The sequence below is a fragment of the Butyricicoccus sp. OF10-2 genome (genome assembly GCF_003481925.1).
GTDB lineage: Bacteria > Bacillota > Clostridia > Oscillospirales > Butyricicoccaceae > Agathobaculum > Agathobaculum butyriciproducens.
The window spans coordinates 1-21,035 of sequence record NZ_QUMC01000037.1 but is presented as its reverse complement, the minus strand read 5'-3'; the positions used below and the strand labels follow the sequence as shown (position 1 = coordinate 21,035).

Annotated in this window: 25 protein-coding genes; 20 read left to right on the top strand and 5 right to left on the bottom strand. The window is 48.8% G+C overall.

Features of this window, described 5'->3' with window-relative positions; translation table 11 throughout:
* Window positions 1–905 precede the first annotated feature (905 nt).
* Together DXB00_RS14750 and DXB00_RS14745 are read right to left on the bottom strand one after the other, a co-directional pair.
* Window positions 906–2,477 (bottom strand): hypothetical protein, encoded by a 1,572-nt coding sequence (locus tag DXB00_RS14750; RefSeq protein WP_117492392.1) that lies wholly within the window; start codon window positions 2,475–2,477, stop codon window positions 906–908.
* Window positions 2,478–2,611: 134 nt separating this feature from the next.
* Complete coding sequence (locus tag DXB00_RS14745; RefSeq protein WP_117492390.1) at window positions 2,612–2,926, bottom strand: DUF2584 family protein; 315 nt, start codon at window positions 2,924–2,926, stop codon at window positions 2,612–2,614.
* Between the two features lie 285 nt (window positions 2,927–3,211).
* On the opposite strand from DXB00_RS14745, the gene DXB00_RS16505 reads away from it, so the two are divergent.
* From DXB00_RS16505 to DXB00_RS14670, 17 genes are all read left to right on the top strand, one after another.
* Entirely contained in the window at window positions 3,212–3,367 is a 156-nt protein-coding gene (locus tag DXB00_RS16505) for a hypothetical protein (protein ID WP_158557260.1), read from the top strand.
* Window positions 3,354–4,421 (top strand): DNA cytosine methyltransferase, encoded by a 1,068-nt coding sequence (locus DXB00_RS14740; protein WP_117492388.1) that lies wholly within the window; start codon window positions 3,354–3,356, stop codon window positions 4,419–4,421. The genes DXB00_RS16505 and DXB00_RS14740 overlap by 14 nt, the downstream gene beginning before the upstream one ends.
* A 28-nt stretch (window positions 4,422–4,449) precedes the next feature.
* On the top strand, window positions 4,450–4,773 hold the full coding sequence (locus DXB00_RS14735; protein WP_117492386.1) for a YdcP family protein: 324 nt from the start codon (window positions 4,450–4,452) through the stop codon (window positions 4,771–4,773).
* 23 nt (window positions 4,774–4,796) lie between these two features.
* Window positions 4,797–5,204, top strand: coding sequence for a YdcP family protein (locus DXB00_RS14730; RefSeq protein WP_117492384.1), 408 nt, complete (start codon window positions 4,797–4,799; stop codon window positions 5,202–5,204).
* Window positions 5,205–5,209: 5 nt separating this feature from the next.
* On the top strand, window positions 5,210–6,610 hold the full coding sequence (locus tag DXB00_RS14725) for an FtsK/SpoIIIE domain-containing protein (protein ID WP_117492382.1): 1,401 nt from the start codon (window positions 5,210–5,212) through the stop codon (window positions 6,608–6,610).
* Entirely contained in the window at window positions 6,607–7,029 is a 423-nt protein-coding gene (locus DXB00_RS14720; protein WP_117492380.1) for a hypothetical protein, read from the top strand. Before DXB00_RS14725 ends, DXB00_RS14720 begins: the two co-directional genes overlap by 4 nt.
* Window positions 7,030–7,285: 256 nt before the next feature.
* The gene (locus DXB00_RS14715; RefSeq protein ID WP_117492378.1) at window positions 7,286–8,476 is read left to right on the top strand and encodes an XRE family transcriptional regulator; all 1,191 of its coding nucleotides are present in this window, start codon (window positions 7,286–7,288) and stop codon (window positions 8,474–8,476) included.
* A 48-nt stretch (window positions 8,477–8,524) separates the two neighbouring features.
* Window positions 8,525–8,746, top strand: coding sequence for a hypothetical protein (locus tag DXB00_RS14710; protein WP_110436175.1), 222 nt, complete (start codon window positions 8,525–8,527; stop codon window positions 8,744–8,746).
* A gap of 43 nt (window positions 8,747–8,789) precedes the next feature.
* Complete coding sequence (locus DXB00_RS18325; protein WP_382737162.1) at window positions 8,790–8,963, top strand: helix-turn-helix domain-containing protein; 174 nt, start codon at window positions 8,790–8,792, stop codon at window positions 8,961–8,963.
* Between the two features lie 70 nt (window positions 8,964–9,033).
* A complete protein-coding gene (locus DXB00_RS14700) occupies window positions 9,034–9,528 on the top strand; it encodes an antirestriction protein ArdA (protein ID WP_442861144.1) in 495 nt (164 codons plus the stop codon).
* 175 nt (window positions 9,529–9,703) lie between these two features.
* Window positions 9,704–9,973 carry a hypothetical protein gene (locus DXB00_RS16745; protein WP_199697312.1) on the top strand — a complete coding sequence of 90 codons (270 nt, stop codon included), beginning with the start codon at window positions 9,704–9,706 and terminating at the stop codon, window positions 9,971–9,973.
* Between the two features lie 5 nt (window positions 9,974–9,978).
* A complete protein-coding gene (locus DXB00_RS14695) occupies window positions 9,979–10,608 on the top strand; it encodes a radical SAM protein (RefSeq protein ID WP_199697310.1) in 630 nt (209 codons plus the stop codon).
* Window positions 10,609–10,624: 16 nt separating this feature from the next.
* Window positions 10,625–11,020, top strand: a complete 396-nt coding sequence (locus DXB00_RS14690; RefSeq protein WP_117492374.1) for a conjugal transfer protein — start codon at window positions 10,625–10,627, stop codon at window positions 11,018–11,020.
* Window positions 11,004–13,451 carry an ATP-binding protein gene (locus tag DXB00_RS14685; protein WP_117492372.1) on the top strand — a complete coding sequence of 816 codons (2,448 nt, stop codon included), beginning with the start codon at window positions 11,004–11,006 and terminating at the stop codon, window positions 13,449–13,451. Before DXB00_RS14690 ends, DXB00_RS14685 begins: the two co-directional genes overlap by 17 nt.
* Window positions 13,448–15,871, top strand: coding sequence for a CD3337/EF1877 family mobilome membrane protein (locus DXB00_RS18320; protein ID WP_442861386.1), 2,424 nt, complete (start codon window positions 13,448–13,450; stop codon window positions 15,869–15,871). The genes DXB00_RS14685 and DXB00_RS18320 overlap by 4 nt, the downstream gene beginning before the upstream one ends.
* The gene (locus DXB00_RS14675) at window positions 15,868–16,869 is read left to right on the top strand and encodes a bifunctional lytic transglycosylase/C40 family peptidase (RefSeq protein WP_117492370.1); all 1,002 of its coding nucleotides are present in this window, start codon (window positions 15,868–15,870) and stop codon (window positions 16,867–16,869) included. Before DXB00_RS18320 ends, DXB00_RS14675 begins: the two co-directional genes overlap by 4 nt.
* Before the next feature lie 23 nt (window positions 16,870–16,892).
* Window positions 16,893–17,795, top strand: coding sequence for a conjugal transfer protein (locus DXB00_RS14670; RefSeq protein ID WP_117492395.1), 903 nt, complete (start codon window positions 16,893–16,895; stop codon window positions 17,793–17,795).
* Window positions 17,796–18,040: 245 nt separating this feature from the next.
* Here the strand turns inward: DXB00_RS14670 and DXB00_RS16225 are convergent, their stop codons facing one another.
* Genes DXB00_RS16225 through DXB00_RS14660 form a run of 3 tightly spaced genes read right to left on the bottom strand, consistent with a single transcriptional unit; the run spans window position 18,041 to window position 19,061 of the window.
* Entirely contained in the window at window positions 18,041–18,280 is a 240-nt protein-coding gene (locus tag DXB00_RS16225) for a hypothetical protein (RefSeq protein WP_147359225.1), read from the bottom strand.
* Between the two features lie 11 nt (window positions 18,281–18,291).
* A complete protein-coding gene (locus DXB00_RS14665) occupies window positions 18,292–18,687 on the bottom strand; it encodes a hypothetical protein (RefSeq protein WP_110436183.1) in 396 nt (131 codons plus the stop codon).
* Window positions 18,684–19,061, bottom strand: coding sequence for a PadR family transcriptional regulator (locus tag DXB00_RS14660; RefSeq protein WP_158574423.1), 378 nt, complete (start codon window positions 19,059–19,061; stop codon window positions 18,684–18,686). Before DXB00_RS14660 ends, DXB00_RS14665 begins: the two co-directional genes overlap by 4 nt.
* 198 nt (window positions 19,062–19,259) lie before the next feature.
* Here DXB00_RS14660 and DXB00_RS16220 point away from each other — a divergent pair, with 198 nt between their 5' ends.
* The 3 genes from DXB00_RS16220 to DXB00_RS16800 form a co-directional block, all read left to right on the top strand.
* Complete coding sequence (locus DXB00_RS16220) at window positions 19,260–19,685, top strand: hypothetical protein (RefSeq protein ID WP_147323851.1); 426 nt, start codon at window positions 19,260–19,262, stop codon at window positions 19,683–19,685.
* Between the two features lie 109 nt (window positions 19,686–19,794).
* A complete protein-coding gene (locus DXB00_RS14655; RefSeq protein WP_110436185.1) occupies window positions 19,795–20,619 on the top strand; it encodes a hypothetical protein in 825 nt (274 codons plus the stop codon).
* Window positions 20,616–21,035: hypothetical protein (locus DXB00_RS16800; protein WP_207665896.1), on the top strand; the 420-nt coding region annotated here is incomplete at its 3' end. The genes DXB00_RS14655 and DXB00_RS16800, both read left to right, overlap by 4 nt.

The following is a 21,035-nucleotide window of genomic DNA, read 5'->3' as shown; positions in this document are numbered from 1 at the left end:
CGCTGGGTGATGCGGCGCCGCCGCGGGGCAAAAAGGAAGGGACACCTGCGGTTTCCCTTCCTCTTTGAACTCCTGCCTTTCCCTTGTTTGTTAGTCTGGCGCAGATTACCGACATGTGACCGCTTTGAAAAGGAGTACGGCAGAGGATTTTTTCTTCCGTATCTTTCGCAACCTGTTCGCAGTGTCAGATACTGTTCTGCTACACATGTGATTTCATCTGCGCAGGCGCGACATAACCGTGTCGCGCAACCCTTTGGCGCGTTATAGCGCACGGCCCCTGCGAATTTAGGCGTTTGGTACAATTTATCTTCGCAGGTTCTGTCTATAACAACGCGCTAACGAGTTGCGCGGCACGGGTATGCCGCGCTCTGCTGGAAGTAAACCGTCTGTGTAGCAGTACGCTATCTGTGAACTGCGAATAGGTTGCGAAAGATACGCTGCGGTAACCCGACTGCCGTTCCCCATTTCGCAGCGGTCGCCGCTCTCCGATTTTCGCCGTGCTAATAGGGAAAAGGGGAGTTTCACAAGAGGGTGGAAACCGCAGTTTTTCAAAAGCAGTTTCCCTTCAATTATACGAAAAGTTCAAAGGTAGAACAAAAGTATAGCATTTCCCCTTTAAAATGCTTACAGTCTGTAATTTTGAAATCAGAAGTTTCAATAATGCAGTGTAAAGGATCTACGAAAAGCACCGTTTCAGGCCGTTTCAAAATTATAGTAGCCGAAATCTCTGGTGTCATTTGTGGTGTCAAAATCCAGGTGGCAGCAGCAGCTAACATGAAATGACACTATTTTAACGAAATTGATGTCATTTTTTAGATGATCTCGTCCGTATATCTAAGATGGGGATGGGCGAGTTTGCATTAAAATAAAGATTTAAGGCTCTAGTCTCCCTGTGTAAAAATTGATTAAATTTCCAAAATATGCAAAAACTGTTTGATAAAATCCACTGCATCTTTTAACAAGGGCCACAGCTTTGGTGCGTTGACGGATATCGAGCAAATTTGTGAAACCTTTGATAGCATATCAGAGAATCGTGATTTTTTCTTGTCCGTTTTACTTTCATGTGCCAATTCTCTTAAATCGACTTCTACTTTAGATAGTAGTTCCAGAACCTCTTTTTCCTTAACTACGTTGCTACGTTTTGCCGAATTAAATCCATATTGCACTTTTTCAAAAAGCGCCTCTAACTCATCGTTTTCGCCTTCAAAATATCCATCAAATTCACCGGCAACGACTTTTTCTTTTATTTGATTTACATCTTGCTGAATAGACTGCGGATTTAATGTCGAATCGGATTCTGTATAAAATAAAATATTATTTTGGTTTGCCATTGATATTCCTTCATTATTTTGAATATTTCCAACATTCCCGTTGATAACTATTCCCATATTAGATTCCTCCGTGATTATCCCTTCACGATACCATAATAATCTTCTCAATTCATCACAAGTTGTTGAATCGCTATAATCTTTCAATATTTTGGTGATTTCCCCGCTTTCTTTTTCATGATCAATTAGAATTTGAATAAATAGTATCACCAAGGGTAACTGTTTATCATCGTTCTCATCTAATTCTAAAAATGCACTTGCTATTGGATATAACATTTCCCCTAATGGATAATGTGCACTACAAATGCCTCTTAATATACCCATTTGCACAACTTGAGGGTAAATCAGAAAGTCTTCAAGAATATTTATAATATGATCCACATTTTCTTGAATATAATTTTCATCTTTAAATAATCCTGTATAGTACCATGCTAGACTTTTAGATGGTAATTTTTTTGCATCATATGGATTGATTTCAATTACTTTTACATTGACTTTTTCTAAAGTAGAAAAGGCCCATAAAGCATATCTTTGAATGCTGGTATCTTGCAACAAAGAATTCATCACGTTAGCGTTGATCAAATTCGAATAATCTCTCTTTTTTTGTCGATTATAATTACAGCCAAAAACTTTGGTTAACCACATTTTAGACAGAAAATCTTCCCCATCAACAATATGATTGATTTCTTGAGCGTTAAGCATATTTGAATTTGAAGAAAACAAGGTAGAGCATAAAGTATATGTTTGCTGTGATATTTTTGTATCTGGACATTTTTTATATAACTCGTGAAGCATATCCGAGTTATAAGATCTTGACACAATCGCCAATATCCAACTAATATTTTCTGCATCTTTTTCGAATCCAGATTTCAAGTTATGAATGCAACGATTTACCAATGCACGATTTTGTTTGTAAACAATGAGGTGATATGCCCATTTCCTGATTTTATAATCATCGTTCTGAACAACATCATATAGTACTGCACATAAATCTTTTGAACAGACATTATTCATACGTTGACCATATTCTAACTTAGTAATAAGATTCTGTAATGCAATTTTTATCAGTTGATTGTTGTTAGATACCAGATTTTTTCGTATTGAATCATATTCGGCCTTAGTGATATAAAATCCTCGCATTCCTAGCATAATGACCTCCATCATCATATCTAAAAATACGACACCCCGATCTTCAATTTTATGGAATTTATATCATAGCTCAATGATATACCATAAAAACTTAGATTAGGGTGCCACAGATATAATAATTATGGTGATATGAATCAAGGATTTATTTCTTTCTCACGTTTTTTGAAATCTAAATATCTTTCATAGTAATGAGTGGCTACTGCACTCTTCATATCAAAAGACTCAGTTTTATTGAAATAAATCCTTGTTTCTTTTTCATTAATAACAGTTTTTAAAACTTTTATCATGCCGATGCAACCCTGTTCTTTAACGATTAATGGAATTTGGAAACCTATTGGATAAATGCGTTTTTCACTCTTTATTGTATAGAATAGGTTTTCTTGCTCTTCAAGTATTTTATTTTCATTAGCGACAACCATAAACCAATTAAACTCAATAATCATACCCATGTAGCAAATCTCCTTTGAAATATCTTTTGATGTTAGAAATTATGTTAAAATTCTGTATTCTGCTTTTTCTAATAAAAGGATATCTTAGATTGCCTTTTTTGTCAAGGTGAATCATGTGTGACAAAAATATTATGTAGAAAGAATAAGTTTATGAACAACCGAACAATCCACCGAACCGCCCTGTCCGGGCGGTTATTTTTATGCCCTGAGATCGTCACTCACCATGCCCGCCCGCCGCCGGGATCTGTGCAGGCCATCAACCAACCATCAAAAGGAGGACAGCTTATGTACTATCACACCTGCCCCTACTGCGGGGCGAATTTGGACCCGGACGAACGCTGTGACTGCTTCTCCCGCATCCGTGGGAAATCCCCAAAGTGGAACAGCATGGACGGCGTGCGGGCGCGGGGGCGCAAGAGGTCCGGCCGTGTCCGCACTTAAACTCGGCAGTCTCTTTGACGGCATCGGCGTGTTCCCTCTCGCCGCGTCCCGCTGTGGCATTGTCCCCGTGTGGGCCAGCGAGATCGCCAGAGCGCCGGTATCCATCACCAAGCGGCATTTCCCTGAAATGCTGCATCTGGGCGATATTACGCAGATAGACGGCGGCAAAATACCGCCCGTGGATGTGGTCACGTTCGGCTCGCCGTGCCAAAATCTGTCGCAGATCGGCAACCGTACCGGTCTGGCAGGCAGTAAATCCGGCCTGTTCTATCAGGCCATGCGTATTATTGAGGAAATGAGGAATGCAACAGATAACCGGTATCCAGCTTTCGCTGTCTGGGAGAACGTCGCGGGAGCTTTTGTGTCAAATGACCGGCTGGATTTTGCAGCCGTGCTCCACGCATTCACAGGTACCGAGATTCCAATGCCTGATAGTGGTATCTGGGCGCACGCCGGAATGGTGCGAGGGGGACGGGCTGATACCGCTTGGCGGCTCATGGACGCCCAGTATTGGGGAGAACCCGCTCTTTCGCAGCGTAGGCGGCGGGTGTTCGTCGTGGCGGATTTTGCAGGAGAACGTGCCGCAGAAGTATTATTTAAGCCCCGCAGTATGCTCCCGTATCCTGCGCCTTGCGGCGAAAGCAGGCTGCCCGCCGCCCGCGGAGATCGAATACCTGCTGCTCAAGCAGGGCGGCAGGTACCCGTCGTGCGTCCCTTCCAGCTCCGGCGGATGCGGTCAATGGCAAAGCAGGGCGATCAAAAAGGTTTCCGCACGTGTTTCGGCAGAAACGGCGAACCCTTCCCAACTTTGCTTGCCAGTGTAGGTCAGCCCTTCGCATTCTGGTATGAGGGAAAAGAGCAGGACGGTTTTATCCGTGACCTTACGCCCTTGGAATGTGAACGGCTCATGGGCCTGCCCGAGGGCTGGACGGCATACGGCTGCAAGGATGAACCCATCAGCAACCATGCCCGCTGCTTTGCGCTCGGCAACGCGATCGCCCTGCCCTGCGCGGAGTATATCATGGCGGGTATCGCAGAAGTAATGACAGAATAAACCATAACAGCAGTTTGGAGGTAACATTATGAATTTACTGTTTGTAGTCCCGGACAAGGAAAAAGACCTTGGCAATCTGGAATTTGGCGGGCCGGAACAGGCCAGCCGTGAAGATAAAAAGCGTGTCGGGCGGCAGGAAGTTGTTGTCCAGCGGCGGTACAAGCTGTTTTCGGATGTACAGCGTGCGGACGATATCGAAGTCGTGATCCCGGCGCAGGCGGGCGAAAAACATTTTGACTATATGGAGCCGGTGCAGCTTGTCAACCCGTGGGTGACGGCGGAAGGTTACGCGATCAACGGGAATGGTTATATAGATTTTATTATCCACGCGGATGATATCATCAAGGCGTAAGGAAGAAAGGACGGGTATTGTTTATGGCAAGATTCGGAAATGGATTTACAGGGAGACATGTCCCTACGCTGGGTGAGCTGCGCTTTTCTTCCATGCGCCGTGAGGTCTATGTGCAGAATGAGGACGGTACGCGGTCGGATGTGGTAAAAGAACGTACCTACGATCTGAAAAGCAAAACGCAGGGCCGCATGATCCAGGTGAGTATCCCGGCCAGCGTCCCGGTCCGGGACTATCCGTATAATGCGGTGGTAGACCTCGTGGGCGCGAAATTCGGCGCTGTGGCGCACGCGACGTTCGGCGACAACGCAGATGTAGACTGGTATATCAAGGCGGAGGATATCGTATTGGTCAAGCCCGAACCGGCTTCTGCGCCGAACAGCGGGCAGCCCGCCCAGCCGCGCAAGGACAACCCGCCGGAGAAGAAAGCGTAAGTGATATGAAGCTTTTCCGGTATCGCGGCAAGCGTATCCGTCCGGCAGATAGGGATTTGGTGTTCCGGTCTGCCTGTTGTGTGGTGCTTCCGGTGTTCCTTGCGGCTTTCGCTTTACTCAACTTGAAAACCATCCTGCAAACAGACTGGCGCAGGCTGTTCATGCTGGGCGTCGGCGGCTTTGGTTGGCATATGCCGTATCTGCTGCTCAGTAGTATTGTGTCGGCGGCGGTTGCTGGGACAGTGCTTGTCCTGCTGTACCGTCTATTCCCGGATGTCGTGCGGCAGCTCATGCACCGTCAAAAGCTGGCGCGCATGGTGCTCGAAAATCAGTGGTACGAGCAGGCCGAACGGACAAAGCAGGACGGCTTTTTCAAGGATTTACCCAGTCCGGATACAAAAACGAAGATAGCCCGTTTTCCACGGATGTATTACCGCATGGAAAACGGGCTTTTGCATTTTCAAGTGGAAATCACGATGGGGAAATATCAGGAACCGCTGCTTCATCTGGAAACCAAGCTGGAAAGCGGCCTGTACTGCGAGCTGGTCAGCCGCGAGCTGCGGGACGGGTATGTGGAATATACCCTGCTTTATGACATGGTGGCAAACCGTATCCCGATTGCCGAAGCGAAAGCCGAGGGCGGGCGTCTACGGCTGATGAAGAACGTCTGGTGGGAGTATGACACGCTCCCGCACATGCTGATCGCAGGCGGTACGGGCGGCGGCAAGACGTATTTCATCCTGACGATCATCCAGGCGCTTTTACAGACCGATGCTGTGCTGCATATTTTAGACCCGAAAAATGCTGATCTGGCAGACCTGTCTACTGTGATGCCGGAGGTGTATTACCGCAAGGAGGATATTGCTGCCGGTGTCAGCCGGTTTTGCGACAGGATGATGCAGCGAAGCGAAAGCATGAAATCCATGCAGGGCTATAAGACCGGCGAGAACTACGCCTATCTCAGCTTGGAACCGCACTTTTTGATATTCGACGAATACGTCGCGTTCATGGAAATGCTGAACACGCGCGAACGTGAGGACGTATTAAACAAGCTCAAGCAGATTGTCATGCTGGGACGGCAGGTGGGATTCTTCCTGATCCTCGCCTGCCAGCGCCCGGATGCAAAGTATCTCGGTGACGGTATCCGTGACCAGTTTAACTTCCGTGTCGCGCTGGGGCGTATGTCCGAGCTGGGATACAGCATGATGTTCGGTGAAGTGAAGAAAGAGTTTTTCTTCAAGAACGTCAAGGGGTGCGGCTATGCAGATACCGGTAAGGGTGTCATTACCGAGTTTTATACGCCGGTCGTACCCAAAGGGTATGACTTCCTAAGGGAGATCGGCACACTGGCGGCTGGACTAAAGCAAGTGTGTTCAGATAGGGATATAATGGAGGATTTGCAGTGAATGACAAAGTAGAACGCTTCGTTACAACAAAGGATAGGGACGAAAATATTACGGGAATGGTGCTGTTTCCATACAATGAGGACAAGATAGCAACATGGTTTCATGTAAACGAGCTGGATGAATTGCAGTTCGTAGGAGGTTCGGCATCTGATCTCACCGTACCGGAATTTAATCAGGTCATGCGGGAAGCAGACGGACGGATGCAGAAGGTCGAAAGCAGTATTGACGCTGCTGTGCGTTTCCTTGAAGCGAAGATGCGGGATAATCCGGAGCAGAAAAAAGTTTCCGAAATGGTCTGGCTGGGGTTTGAGGATGCGGCAGTGTGGGAGTTCTGTATGCAGGACAGTTACCGTCCAGCGGATGAGCATGTCGAACTTTCCTTTTCCGGCATACTCCTGCAAGTGACATACCATGTATAGCATTTCTGTCTGCACGCCCCGCCCTGCCGCGCGCGGTGTGCAGCGCGAAAGCCGCCAGCGCGGCAAGGGCGGATGGCGGGCGCGGCGAAGCCGCGCCCGCGTGCCTGAACCCCCTGTATCTAACAGGGGGGTACAAATCGCCAATGGCCAGCCGCTTTACAAAGTAGAAACCCTGATGCCGTCTGGATTTTGGGCTTTTAAGGGTTATGTCAAAAACGGGCGTCAATGTCACATGACGCAGAAAGGAGACCATCTCATGGAAAACAACGAATGGATTTGGCATTTCCGTGAAGAACGGGAACGCAACGGTATTTCGCGCAAGGCGGTTGCCGCTGTTGCAGGTATTTCGCGTGAATACCTGTGCCGTCTGGAAACCGGAAAGCTGCCGGTGACAGACAAGACAAGGAAAAGGCTCGCCGCGGCGCTCAAGACCCTGTACCCAGACCCGCTTAACCTGATGATCGACTATGTGCGGGTGCGCTTCCCTACGATGGACGCAAGGCATATTATTGAAGATGTGCTGCGGCTCAAAATGAACTATATGGCGCAGGAAGATCACGGGCTTTATTCCTATTCCAGTATGTATGTGCTGGGCGATATTGCGGTCATGACTTCACCGATGGAGGAAAAAGGTGTGCTGCTTGAGCTTAAAGGCAAGGGCTGCCGCCAATTTGAAGCCTATCTGGATGGACAGAAAAGAAGCTGGATTGAATTGTTCCGGATGTTTCTCGATGAAAAAGCGGTTTTCAAGCGGATAGACCTTGCAATCAATGATCGGGCGGGGATTTTGGATATCCCCTATCTGTGTGATAAATGCGACCGCGGGGAATGTATCTCGGTATTCCGCAGTTTCAAGGCGTACCGCACGGGCGGGCTTGCACATCTGCGGGAGGAAAACAAGGAAAGCATGGGTGCGACGCTGTATATCGGCTCGATGCAGTCTGACTTGTATTTCTGCATTTACGAAAAGGCATATGAACAGCTTGTGAAAAAAGGAATCCCCGTTGAAGATGCGGAAGTCAAAAACCGGTTTGAAATCCGGCTCAAAAACGACCGTGCTTTCTATGCGGTTTATGATCTGGTGTCTAACGAAAGCCCCGAAGATACTGCATTCGGCATCATCAACCGGTATGTCCGGTTCGTGGATAGGGATAGCCGTAAGCCGCCCGAAGATTGGCCGCTGAATCATATGTGGTCGGTGTTTATTGGGGAACATCGTGACCGGCTCAAACTGACGACTGACCCTGAGCCGTACAGCCTTGAAAAAACGCTGAACTGGCTGTCCCATCAGGTCGCGCCGTCGTGGAAGATGCTGCTGGAGTTAGACCGCAAATGCGGGACAAATATCATGGAAGAAATGCTTGCGGCAACCGAGCTGGCAGATAAGCACCGCAAGATCATTGAACAGCAGCTTCAGGAAATCGGGGATGTTGTAATTACAGAATAAAATGCAAGCAAAAGTTTAATTACAAGCGGAATGGAGGAATATTAGCCTATGAATTTCGGCGTCAACCTTTACAACTGGTTTCTTACGAACGCCCAGTCTCTTGTGCTTATGGCGATCGTGGTGATTGGTATTTATCTCGGCTTTAAGCGCGAGTTTTCCAAGCTCATTGGTTTTCTGGTCGTGTCGCTGATCGCGGTCGGCCTTGTATTCAATGCGGCAGGCGTGAAAGACGTTCTGCTCACGCTGTTCAATCAGATCATCGGCGCATAAGGAATGGGGTGTGGATGTGCGCTATCGTCAAAACCGTATCAAGATGCTGCGCAGGGCGCGTGGTATCACAGTAAAACGACTTGCGGTACTGGTAGGCGTATCACAGAGTATGCTTACAAACTATGAAAATGGAAGCAGTATACCGAGAGATCAGGAAGTATGGGACAGGCTCGCAGTGTATTTCGGTGTGTCTGTCCCTTATCTCATGGGCTTTTGAGTTTGATGTAACGGCTGGTTTCAATGTGAGACCGGCCGTTTTTATGCCTGCATGGTGGAGGTGAGAATGGATTATGGAAGAAATGCGGGTATATGTAGCGAACCTCGGCAAATACAACGAGGGCGAGCTTGTCGGCGACTGGTTTGAACCGCCCATAGACTATGACGAAATGGCGGAGCGCATCGGCCTGAACGAATTTTACGAGGAATACGCCATCCACGACTACGAGCTGCCCTTTGAGATAGACGAGTACACGCCTATTGAGGAAGTCAACCGCCTGTGTGAAATGGTGGAGGATTTGCCGGAGTATATCCAGGATAATTTACGTGAACTGCAAGGCTATTTCAGCAGTATTGAGGATTTGTGCGACCATCAGGACGACATTATCTATTACCCCGGCTGCGAAGATATGGCGGATGTAGCGCGTCAAATGGTGGAGGAAGGTTATATCTCCGTACCAGACCACCTGATATACTACTTTGACTATGAAGCGTATGGGCGTGACTTATCTATGGAGGGTACGTTTGTTGAAACGCGGAATGGTGTGTTTGAGATCGCAGTTTAACCGTTTTCTCTTTCGCCCGCCGCTGTGAGAATGGTGTGGGGGTGTGTCCGGCTGTGGGTAACTGCATGGCAGTTATCCATAACCGGGCGCAGGGGGCGAGGAAAGACGCAGGCGGCGTGGGCCTCGTTCCTCGCCCCCTTACCCATATATTTTTGGAAAACAGGAGTTAGAACAAATGAATCATACTAAAGATGCCCGCCGTATCGGCCTTGTCGATGTGGACGGGCACAACGGTTTCCCGAACCTTGCGTTGATGCGGATTTCTGCATGGCACAAGGCACTGGGTGATATGGTCGAGTGGTGGGACGGGATGCTGCCCTATGACCGCATCTATATGAGCAAGGTGTTTACCTTTTCACCGGATAACGATACGGTCATGCAGTCGGATGAGATCATCAGGGCGGTACCGGGTACAGGGATTACGGCAGCCTGCCGGAGGAAATAGAAGCCATGCCGCCGGACTACTCGATTTACCCGCGTTACCCGTATGCTGTCGGTTTCCTTACGCGCGGCTGTATCCGTTCCTGCCCGTGGTGTATCGTCCCGCGCAAAGAGGGCGGCATCCGCCCTGCCGCGACATGGCAGGAGATCAAGCGTCCGGACAGCCGGACGATCATTTTTTGGGACAATAATGTGCTGGCGCACGAGCACGGTTTGCAACAGATAGAGGAAATGGGCCATGCGGATGTGAAAGTGGATTTCAACCAAGGGTTAGACACCCGGCTTATTACACCGGAGATCGCCGCAATGCTCGCTAAGCTGCATTGGGTGAAGTATGTGCGGCTGTCCTGTGATACGTCTGATATGCTGCCTGTGATCGCGCAGGCCGTCGCCTATCTGCGGGAAGCCGGTATCGGTACACACCGCCTGTGGTCGTATATGCTGGTGCAGGATGTAGAGGAAGCGTATCACCGCGCGCTTGTCTTGAAAGCATTAGGCATCCAGCCATTCGCACAGCCGTACCGGGACTATGACGGCGGGTGTGAGCCGACAGCAGAACAAAAGCGGTTTGCCCGCTGGGTAAACCGCAAAGAAATATTCTATACCTGCGGCTGGCATGAGTACCGCAGACGGAAATAGAAAGAGGTGCAATGATGTGAAGAAAATACGAAGTTACAGCAGTATCTGGTCTGTTGAGAAAGTCATATACGCGATCAATGATATGCGCCTGCCGTTCCCCATCACCTTTTCGCAAATGGCTTGGTTTGTCGCCTGCGAGTTTGCGGTGCTGGCGCTGGGCGGACTGCCGCCGCTCTCCATGATAGACGGTGCGCTGCTCAAGTATTTCGGTATCCCCGTCGGCGTCACATGGTTTATGAGCCAAAAAACGTGGGACGGCAAGAAGCCGTTCAGCTTTGTCAAGTCGTATACGGCCTACCTGCTGCGCCCTAAACAGACCTTTGCAGGCAAGGCAGTAAAATTCCGCAAGGAGAAAACAGGACAGCCCATTACGGCGGTTAGGAGCGTGATAATAGATGCAGTATCCGATTAAATATATCGAAAACAACCTTGTCTGGAACCATGACGGGGAATGCTTCGCATACTATGAGCTTATCCCATACAACTACTCGTTTTTAAGTGTGGAACAGAAAGAAGCGGTACACGATGCGTTCCGTCAGCTTATCGCCCAGAACAGGGACGGCAAGATACACGCCCTGCAGATCAGCACGGAATCCAGCATCCGTGCGGCGCAGGAGCGTTCCAAGGCGTATGCTTCCGGCAACCTGCGGGAAGCGGCGCTGCGCCGCATAGACGGACAGACGGAAGCCCTTGTCTCCATGATCGGGGAAAATCAGGTGGACTACCGGTTCTATATCGGCTTCAAGCTGCTGCTGAACGAGCAGGACAGCGGGAATATCGGCCGTCAGGCGGCAAATATCTTTTCCGGTTTCCTGCGGGATGTGAACCATACCCTGATGGGTGATTTCGCATCCATGCCGAATGATGAAATACTGCGCTATCAGAAGATGGAAAAGCTGCTGGAAAGCAAGATTTCGCGCCGGTTTAAGGTGCGGCGGTTGGATAAGGATGATTTCGGCTATCTGCTGGAACACCTGTACGGGAAAAGCGGCACCGCGTATGAGGACTATGAATTTCATTTGCCCAAAAAGAAATTAAAGGGTGAAACGCTTGTCAAGCGGTACGACCTGATCAAGCCCACGCGCTGCCTGATGGAAGAATACGGGCGGTACCTGCGCATATCGCATGATGACTGTGAGGCGTATACTGCTTATTTCACGATCTCGGATGTGGTCGGGGAGCTGGATTTCCCGTCGTCCGAGATTTTCTATTATCAGCAGCAGCAATTCACGTTCCCCGTCGATACCAGCATGAATGTTGAGATCATCACCAACAAGAAAGCCCTGTCCACTGTCCGCAATAAGAAAAAGGAATTAAAGGATTTGGACAACCATGCGTGGGAAAGCGGGGACGAGACCAGCACATCAATTGCGGAAGCACTGGACAGTGTGAATGAGCTGGAAACCGAACTGGGGCAAAGCAAGGAAGCCATGTACAAGCTGTCCTATGTGGTGCGCGTCACCGCGCCGGACGAGGAAGAACTCAAGCGGCGGTGCAATGCGGTACGGGATTTCTACGACGATATGAACGTCAAGCTGGTGCGCCCGGTGGGTGATATGATCGGCCTGCACCATGAGTTTATCCCGGCAAGTAAGCGGTATATGAACGACTATATCCAGTATGTTACGAGTGATTTCCTTGCGGGTCTCGGTTTCGGCGCGGCGCAGATGCTCGGGGAAAAGGACGGTATCTATCTTGCCTATGGCGTGGACACCGGCCGGAATGTGTATTTGCAGCCCGCGTTGGCCAGCCAGGGCGTGAAAGGCTCGGTCACAAACGCGCTGTCTGCGGCGTTCCTCGGCTCGCTCGGCGGCGGCAAGAGCTTTGCCAATAACCTGCTGGTGTATTACGCGGTGCTGTACGGCGCGCGGGCGCTGATCGTAGACCCGAAAGCGGAGCGCGGGAACTGGAAGCGTGATTTCCCTGAGATCGCGGACGAGATCAATATTGTCAACCTGACCTCGGACGAGCGCAACCGTGGGATGCTGGACCCCTATGTCATCATGCGCCGCCCCAAGGACGCGGAAAGTCTTGCGATAGATATTCTCACGTTTTTAACCGGCATTTCCTCGCGGGATGGCAACCACTTCCCCATCCTGCGGCGGGCGGTGCGCACGGTCACGAACAGCAAACGGCGCGGCCTGTTCTGTGTCATTGAGGAATTACGCAAAGAGGGTTCACCGCTTGCGGTGAGTATCGCAGACCATATTGAGAGCTTCACGGACTACGACTTTGCGCACCTGCTGTTTTCGGATGGGAACATCAAAAAGTCCATCAGCCTTGAAAAGCAGCTCAATATCATACAGGTGGCCGATCTGGTGCTGCCGGACAAGGGTACTTCGTTTGAGGAATTTACGACGATGGAGCTTTTGTCTGTCGCCATGCTCATTGTTATCAGCACCTTTGCGCTGGATTTCATCCATACGGACAGGAGCGTGTTCAAGATCGTGGATTTGGATGAAGCATGGTCGTTCCTGAACGTGGCGCAGGGCAAGACGCTGGCAAACAAGCTGGTACGTGCAGGCCGCGCCATGAATGCAGCGGTGTATTTCGTCACGCAGAACGCGGCAGACCTCGCGGACGAAAGTCTGAAAAACAATATCGGTCTGAAATTCGCGTTCCGCAGTACGGACATTGTGGAGATCAAAAAGACGCTGGAATTTTTCGGCCTTGACCCTGAGGACGAGGGTAACCAGAAGCGGCTGCGGAACCTCGAAAACGGACAATGTCTGATGCAGGACTTATACGGGCATGTGGGCGTCGTGCAGTTCCATCCGGTGTTTGCGGATTTCCTGCATGGGTTTGACACAAAGCCGCCGATGAAAGCCGGGGTGGCAGTATGACGTACGGGAGATATAATTTCAGACAGATAAAGCGTACAGCGGTTGCCTTGCTGATGATAACGGCAATCGCTGTTTTGCTGTTTACTGCTTTTTGCCCGTCTGCGGGCGCGGTGGGGCTGGTGGATGATAGTGTGGATGCGGCGCACGAGTACAGCCGCTACCCGCTGGAAAATTACCAGCTTGACTTCTACGTTGACAACGGGTGGGATTGGCTGCCGTGGAACTGGATAGACGGCATCGGCAAGCAGGTCATGTACGGCCTGTACTGCATCACCAACTTTATCTGGACGATCAACCTGTATCTTTCCAACGCATCCGGCTATCTGGTGCAGGAAGCATACGGGCTGGATTTTATTTCAGATGCGGCGGACGAGATCGGCCGGAACATTCAGTCTATCGCAGGCATTTCGCCCAGCGGACTTTCTTCGGATGGGTTTTATGCGGGATTCCTCCTGCTGATTATCCTGATTGTTGGCGCGTATGTGGCTTATGTTGGTCTGATAAAAAGGGAAACCACAAAGGCCGTACGCGCGGTGATGAACATGGTGATGATCTTCGTGCTGTCCGGTGCGCTGATCGCCTATGCGCCGGACTGTGTGAAGCGCCTGAACGAGTTTTCCGAGGACGTCAGCACAGCGAGCCTTTCGGTTGGGACAAAGATCGTCCTGCCGGACGCGGAGAACAGCGGCGCGGACAGTGTGGATTTGATACGGGACAGCCTGTTTTCCATCCAGGTAAAGCAGCCGTGGCTGCTTCTGCAATTCGGCGATACGGACACGGACGCGGTAGGCGAAGAACGCATTGATAACATCCTATCCGCGAGCCCCAGTGAAAACAATGGCGAGGATCGGGAAAACGCAGTCAAGGCCGAGATCGAGGACAACGGGAATACAAACCTCACGGTTACGAAAACGGTGAACCGGCTCGGCACAGTGTTTTTCCTGTTCCTGTTTAATATCGGCATTTCGGTGTTCGTGTTCCTGCTTACCGGCATGATGATCTTCTCGCAGGTGCTTTTCATCATCTATGCGATGTTCCTGCCGGTGTCGTTTGTGCTCAGCATGGCGCCGACGTTCGAGGGCAGCAGCAGGCGCGCGGTAATCAAGCTGTTCAATACGATCCTGGCGCGGGCGGGTATTACGCTTGTCATCACGGTGGCTTTCAGCATTTTCACGATGCTGTACCGCATTGCAAGCGGCTATCCGTTTTTTATCATTGCGTTTTTGCAGGTGGTCGTGTTCGCGGGGATCTATTTCAAGCTGGGCGACCTGCTCAGCATATTCTCCCTCCATGACGACGGTGCCCGCGGCATGGGCAGGTATATCATGCACCGCCCGCGGATGTTCCTGCACCATCAGCTTCACAGGCTCAACCGTACCATGCGCGCGGCGACGGCCAGCAGACCGAATGATGGCGGCAGTGCGCAGAACAGCCGTTCCAGCAGCGCATCAGGGGGAGCATACCGGTACCGCAGTAACCGGCCGAACGGTGGAAGCAGCGGGGCATCACAGCCGGGTGCTGTACACAGTTTACCGGAAACATCTGCAAAGGAGATTACGTCTGGTGGGGTATCCCATACAGAGGGCTATGCGGATAAAGCCGTTTCGGCTGATGCAGAGAACCGCAGACCGGATGCCCCTGCGGTTTATCTGCTTGGCGCAGCGCGGCAAGTATCCGGACAGTCCGAAACGGATATGCCGCGGCAGGCAGCAGATTCGGATAGTGCAGCGCCGGACAGTGCGCACAGGGCGACAGAAAGCAATGCGCGCCCGATGGCAGTCCCGGTTTCTCACAACTATGATATTTCGGATAGGAAAAATATGAAACAGGCGGAGCAGTCGTCCATACACGCAAGGCCGGCCGTAGCAGCTCCAGCGGCAAAGCCGGTGCAGGAGGAAGGGCAGCGGACAGCGGCAAAACAGCCTGCCCCGCCACAGCAGGAGCGCCCTGTCAGCCCGGTACACAGTACAGAGACACAGCCGCATGAGCGTCCGGCAGCGGTGGCAGCGCCGAAACTCGTATCATCTACAGGTAATGCGTCAAGCAATCCAGCGCCGCACAAGCGTCCGCTGGCAGCACAGCCGGTAAGTACAGTCCAACAGGCCGCGCCGCAGACAGAAGCGGCAAAGCAGCCCGTCCATGTCGGGATCCGGAGGACGGATGCAGTAAACCGTCCGGCTGTGCGGCAGGACGCAGAGGGCAAGCCTGTTATGCCTATGCAGGAAAACCATGCCGCGCGGGAACAGGACAAACCGGCGGTTTCGCGGCCTGCGGTGAAGGGTTCGGTTGTATCAAAGCGGGCTTCCGCAAAAGGGAAGGCGGGAAAGGCACAGCGGAAAAATGCTTCCTCTCCGAAAAACAGGGGGGATAGCAATACCAGCCGTACAGACAGCACGAAGGACGGGGGCGGCGGCAGATGAAACTGAAATATCTTGCGCTGCCCCTTGCAGGGCTGTTTGCCGCCTTTTTCTGCCTGCTCCTGTTGGTTGCCCTCCTGTTTGCATCAGACGAGGACGGCGGCAGGGGCGGCATTTACTATGGCGGCGCAAACCTGTCTGCCGAGGTGCTGGCGCACAGGCCGATGGTGGAGCGGTACGCGGCGCAGTACGGCATTTCCGAGTACGTCGATGTCCTGCTTGCGATCATGCAGGTGGAATCCGGCGGTACGCTGGAGGACGTGATGCAGTCGTCAGAATCTATGGGCCTGCCGCCAAATTCTCTGGATACAGAAAGCTCAATCCGGCAGGGCTGTGAGTATTTCTCGGAGCTGCTTGCCAAGGCGGACCGGCTCGGCTGCGATCTGGACAGCGTGATACAGGCGTACAACTACGGCGGCGGGTTTCTGGATTATGTAGCGTCGCACGGCGGCAAGTACAGCTTCGAACTGGCGCAGGCGTTTGCAGAGGAAAAGTCCGGCGGGGTGCGTGTTACCTACAAGAATGAAATATCCATCGCGGAAAACGGCGGCTGGCGCTACAACTACGGCAATATGTTCTATGTCCGGCTGGTATCGGAGTATTTGTATGCCGCACAGTTTGATAACGAGACCGTAAATGCGATCATGAATGAAGCACTGAAATACCAGGGCTGGGAATATGTCTACGGCGGTGCGTCCCCGACAACATCCTTTGACTGCTCCGGCCTGACGCAATGGTGTTATGGCGTGGCGGGTATCACGCTGCCGCGCACCGCACAGGCGCAGTATGACGTGACCCGGCACATCCCGTTCGGGGACGCCCAGCCCGGCGATCTGGTGTTCTTTCAGGGGACGTATAACTGCGGCGATTATATCACGCACGTTGGGATTTATGTGGGCGATAACCGGATGTACCACGCAGGAAACCCGATCGGGTTTGCAGATTTGACCAGCGCCTATTGGCAGGCGCATCTGGTCTGTGCCGGACGGGTAGGACAATGAATGACGAAAGGCAGGAAAATGATATGTTCCAGAATAGAAACAAAAGTCAGGAGAAACAGAAAAAACCGCGTGTCCTCAGCATTGGGACGCGGCGGCCGGTGGTGATCGCGCTGTGGGCGCTGCTTATCTGCGCGTTTGCTTTCGCGGTGTATAAGGATTTTACAGCGGTGGATACGCATACCGTCCATGAAACGACGGTAGTGCAGGAGGAAGTCACGGACACGAATGCAATAGAGAGCTTTGTGACCAATTTCGCCAAGGTGTATTACTCATGGGAACAGTCTGCGGCTTCAATAGAGCAGCGCACGGAAAATCTGAAATATTATCTCACGGACGAGCTGCTGACCCTGAACGTGGACACGGTGCGCAGTGATGTGCCGGTATCTTCTAAAGTGGAAGATGTGCAGATTTGGTCTGTGGAAGAAATTGGGGATAAAGTGTATAAAATTGTCTATTCTGTGTCGCAAAATGTCATAAACGGGGAGGAAAGCAGTGTTATAACGTCTGTTTATGAGGTTTCCGTGTATGTGGACGATGCGGGCGATATGGTCATCATCCAGAGCCCTACAATCACGGGCAAGCCCCAAAAGTCCGGCTACGTTCCTGAAACTGCCGAGCCGGACGGTACGGTATCCGCGGAAGAAACTACGGAGATCACAGAGTTTTTGACCACGTTTTTCACGCTGTACCCAACGGCGACGGAACAGGAGCTTTCTTATTATGTCAGCGGTGGTGCGCTGCCGGTGATTGGGAACGACAGCTATGTGTTTGCGGGGCTGGTGAATCCGGTCTTTACCAAGAACGGCGATGCTGTGACGGCGAATGTGGCGGTGCAGTATCTTGACCAGCGGACGGGTATGACGCAGGTGTCGCAGTTTACGTTGCATCTGCGGCAGGTTGAGGGGAATTGGAAAATCAGTTGTTAATATTAGAAAAACCATCCGTCCAATGGGCGGATGGTTTCCTTTTTATCAGTCATAGCTGATTTTACCGTTCTTATCACAGGTTATAGACATAGTGAGTTTTTTCCCGCCTGCATAATTGAAAGTGCAGTAGCCGGATACTTTGTTCCCCGACCGCGACGAATCGCCGGAATAACCATACGAGGAGGAAGCGGACCAGCTATCGGCCGTTGCCTTAGAAGTTACAGTATCATACTGAAATGTTCCATTCAAATAGAACGTGCGATATAGGTGTTTCCATGATAAGCATCAGCTTTAGATGTTGCGGTTTTCTGATAAATGGCTCTGGTTGCTGCTTCGGGAACATACTCAGTTAGCGTTACTTTCAGGTAATAGCCGTCTCCACAATCAATAATTGTGGTGTTGGAAACATCAGCAGCAAAGGCTGGAATTGTAAAACATACAAGCATAAGAACTGCTAAAACTATGGAACAAATACGCTTTTTCAAAATGAAGCCTCCTAATTTTCTAACATTTCATCAGAAATAAGTTGCCCGTCGCTTTCTGTGTTAGAACGAGTAAAATAGAAATCTCCGCGTATAACTTGCTGTGCATGTATGTAATATGCAGCCAGCAATAGTAACAATACGATTAAAATGCCTATTACGAGAGTAATGACAAATCGATGCTTGCGCTTGCTAACAGCAATTTCAGTCTCGTCAACGCTTTCCAGCAGTTGTTCTGCAATCTGCTCAGGATTACCAACTTTTGCACATAGTTCGTTGTATGACAATTCCGAATAAGCCGATAATTCCTGTTTCAATCCGTTCAATAACTTGGAGCGTGTTGCTTTAGAACAGATTAGTTTGCGGGAAACTGCACGTACATATTGACGCACAATCTTATCCTCCATCATGCGTTGCCACCTCCGGTGTTTTGATGAATTTGCTGTATCGCTTTAGACATTTCAGCATAAACGGCCTCTATCTGTCGCAAATACGATATCCCATCGGAAGTGATTTCGTAATACTGGCGGACACGGTTATCGTCTGAAATCGCTTTTTGGCCTTCGCACACATACCCTTGAGATAACAGGCGTTGGATTACAGGATAGAGCAGAGAAATAGTATATCTGCCATCACTGCGTTTAGATATCTCTCGCATCATCTCATAGACATACATTGGTTGCTCAGATAGCAACAAAAGCACGAGCAAGGGATTCAATGCGCGTTTGAAGTAATCTGCAAAGGAGTGGCCAGTATCCTTGGTAGATTTGCTTTCCTTTTTCATGGCGCCACCAAACATGTTTGTTGAAATTATACTATCACATCATTTCAGTTTCGTCAATATTTAGTATTGCTTAATAATTTGCATTTATATATAATTGGATTATCAAATTACATCATATAAAACAGTTTTTTACAAAGGGGTGATAGAAGAATATACTTTAGGAAGATTTACTATCTAATCGAGAAAGAAGGGTGAAGTATGTATAGTAAATGTAAAAGAATGGTTGGTTTATTACTGATCTGTGTCCTTGCATTGGGAGTTTCAGCCGCTGCGTTTGAAACGCAGATAGAGCCTCGTGATAATTGGCATGATTATACCGGTGAGCTTCCGGCGGATACTGGTGATGTGGAAGTTTCAACAGTTAAAAAGGCATATACAAACAACTATTTTGCTGTGTCTTGCAAATCATCGCGATCCGGATTAGGTTCTGTAAATGTTTGGACTGAAACCGGTTGGGGGGTAAATGCTTCATCTCCCAATCACCCCATTACCGCAAATGGAATAATTAATAATGTGAATTATACTAACAAACCGTCTATTCAAACTGAAGTCACACTGAATATTGATAATAATAGCGTTACCTCTACCACTTATCCAATTGAGGGTAGGTGGTCTCCATACTAAGCGTATTGCTATTATGAATTTAAGTTAAACGTATTGTATAACATATTATATGAAGATACCTTGGGGAGTGCTTATATGGCGACTTCCCAAGGTTATTTATGAGGTTAATATGAGTTGCTTAAGAATAGATATCAAAAGGTTATATAATTCAATTACTGTAAGGATAGTTTTGGGTGTGCTGTTTTTTTTAGCAATTGTAGATCCCTTATATTCTCGTTTTTTAACGCTTGATTCTATGTTTGCTTCATACTATGGAATCAACGCTTACCAGTATTGGCTTTTCAACTTTCCCGGTGGCATTGGATTTAAAGTTTATCATGCACTGTTTTTACTTCTTCCTGTATTATCGACTGGTTTTATTCTATTTTATGATCAGAAAACCTCTTTCAAAATATATAACATTGTTAAACAAGGTAGAGCAATATATTTGACTTCCAAGGTTATATCTGTGTTTCTTGTTACAATGGTAAACTCAATTGTCTCTTTTTCTATAAATATTTTAATAACATTTTCCATATTTCCACAAAATTCGATCATGACAGATGTCTATCGGATGTTTATTCCTATTGAACATTCTGCAGCAAATTTTTTTTACGAAATTTCACCTGTTTTATCAGCAGTTTTTTTCGCATTTTTAAATTCCCTGGCACTGTCTGTATTGGCGGCTTTAACTGTTATTATACATATGATATTTAGATTTCCAAACATATATGTGGCTTTTTTCGTTCCCTCTATTTTATGCCTATTAATAACTTATGGAAGTGACTTTTTACTACCTAAACGTTTTGTCTTACGAAATTTTTTGCAGCCGTTGAATTCGTGTTACGAAGGAGCTGCGCAGCTTAAGGACATACTATTGGTTTTAAGTGGATATTTTATTCTCGAAATATTATTATTTACGATTGCTTATAGAAGAAATAGGGATATAATATGATTCTATTTAGTCACAAAAGTAAATATTTTATTTGGGTGGGATTCCTTTACTTTATATTCCCGTTATTATGTATTTCTTTTTTTGCTGATACGCAAGATTTGTGGTTCAAAAACATTTTCTCAGACAAAACATTTGTTATGCTTATTATGCCTGCATTTGTGCTTGGTGCTGTCATAATAGATTCTTCTATCAGTCCAGTTATTATGGTACGTACAAAAAATAAGTTACATTCATTTACTTTGTTGCGTGATCAGCAGTATTGGTTTGCAATAATTTATACCATTATTTGGATGCTTTCTATCATTTTCATTACTCAGATTATTTTCGGAAAAATTTATGCAATATCCTTTTGGGGGTTAATTAGAGAATTTGCAAGATGTATTTGTGGATTTATTATATTATTAAATATATCTTTA

Bases quoted from the DNA above. Each gene is read 5' to 3' on its own strand.
- DXB00_RS14745 (WP_117492390.1), bottom strand. From the start codon at position 2,926: ATGGGTATGATTATTGAGTTTAATTGGTTTATGGTTGTCGCTAATGAA.
- DXB00_RS16220 (WP_147323851.1), top strand. From the start codon at position 19,260: ATGTATAGTAAATGTAAAAGAATGGTTGGTTTATTACTGATCTGTGTC.
- DXB00_RS14685 (WP_117492372.1), top strand. From the start codon at position 11,004: ATGCAGTATCCGATTAAATATATCGAAAACAACCTTGTCTGGAACCAT.
- DXB00_RS14695 (WP_199697310.1), top strand. From the start codon at position 9,979: ATGCCGCCGGACTACTCGATTTACCCGCGTTACCCGTATGCTGTCGGT.
- DXB00_RS14715 (WP_117492378.1), top strand. From the start codon at position 7,286: ATGGAAAACAACGAATGGATTTGGCATTTCCGTGAAGAACGGGAACGC.
- DXB00_RS18320 (WP_442861386.1), top strand. From the start codon at position 13,448: ATGACGTACGGGAGATATAATTTCAGACAGATAAAGCGTACAGCGGTT.
- DXB00_RS14660 (WP_158574423.1), bottom strand. From the start codon at position 19,061: ATGAAAAAGGAAAGCAAATCTACCAAGGATACTGGCCACTCCTTTGCA.
- DXB00_RS14730 (WP_117492384.1), top strand. From the start codon at position 4,797: ATGGCAAGATTCGGAAATGGATTTACAGGGAGACATGTCCCTACGCTG.
- DXB00_RS14710 (WP_110436175.1), top strand. From the start codon at position 8,525: ATGAATTTCGGCGTCAACCTTTACAACTGGTTTCTTACGAACGCCCAG.
- DXB00_RS14670 (WP_117492395.1), top strand. From the start codon at position 16,893: ATGTTCCAGAATAGAAACAAAAGTCAGGAGAAACAGAAAAAACCGCGT.
- DXB00_RS14750 (WP_117492392.1), bottom strand. From the start codon at position 2,477: ATGCTAGGAATGCGAGGATTTTATATCACTAAGGCCGAATATGATTCA.
- DXB00_RS18325 (WP_382737162.1), top strand. From the start codon at position 8,790: ATGCTGCGCAGGGCGCGTGGTATCACAGTAAAACGACTTGCGGTACTG.
- DXB00_RS16745 (WP_199697312.1), top strand. From the start codon at position 9,704: ATGAATCATACTAAAGATGCCCGCCGTATCGGCCTTGTCGATGTGGAC.
- DXB00_RS14725 (WP_117492382.1), top strand. From the start codon at position 5,210: ATGAAGCTTTTCCGGTATCGCGGCAAGCGTATCCGTCCGGCAGATAGG.
- DXB00_RS14735 (WP_117492386.1), top strand. From the start codon at position 4,450: ATGAATTTACTGTTTGTAGTCCCGGACAAGGAAAAAGACCTTGGCAAT.
- DXB00_RS14655 (WP_110436185.1), top strand. From the start codon at position 19,795: ATGAGTTGCTTAAGAATAGATATCAAAAGGTTATATAATTCAATTACT.
- DXB00_RS16505 (WP_158557260.1), top strand. From the start codon at position 3,212: ATGTACTATCACACCTGCCCCTACTGCGGGGCGAATTTGGACCCGGAC.
- DXB00_RS14665 (WP_110436183.1), bottom strand. From the start codon at position 18,687: ATGATGGAGGATAAGATTGTGCGTCAATATGTACGTGCAGTTTCCCGC.
- DXB00_RS14675 (WP_117492370.1), top strand. From the start codon at position 15,868: ATGAAACTGAAATATCTTGCGCTGCCCCTTGCAGGGCTGTTTGCCGCC.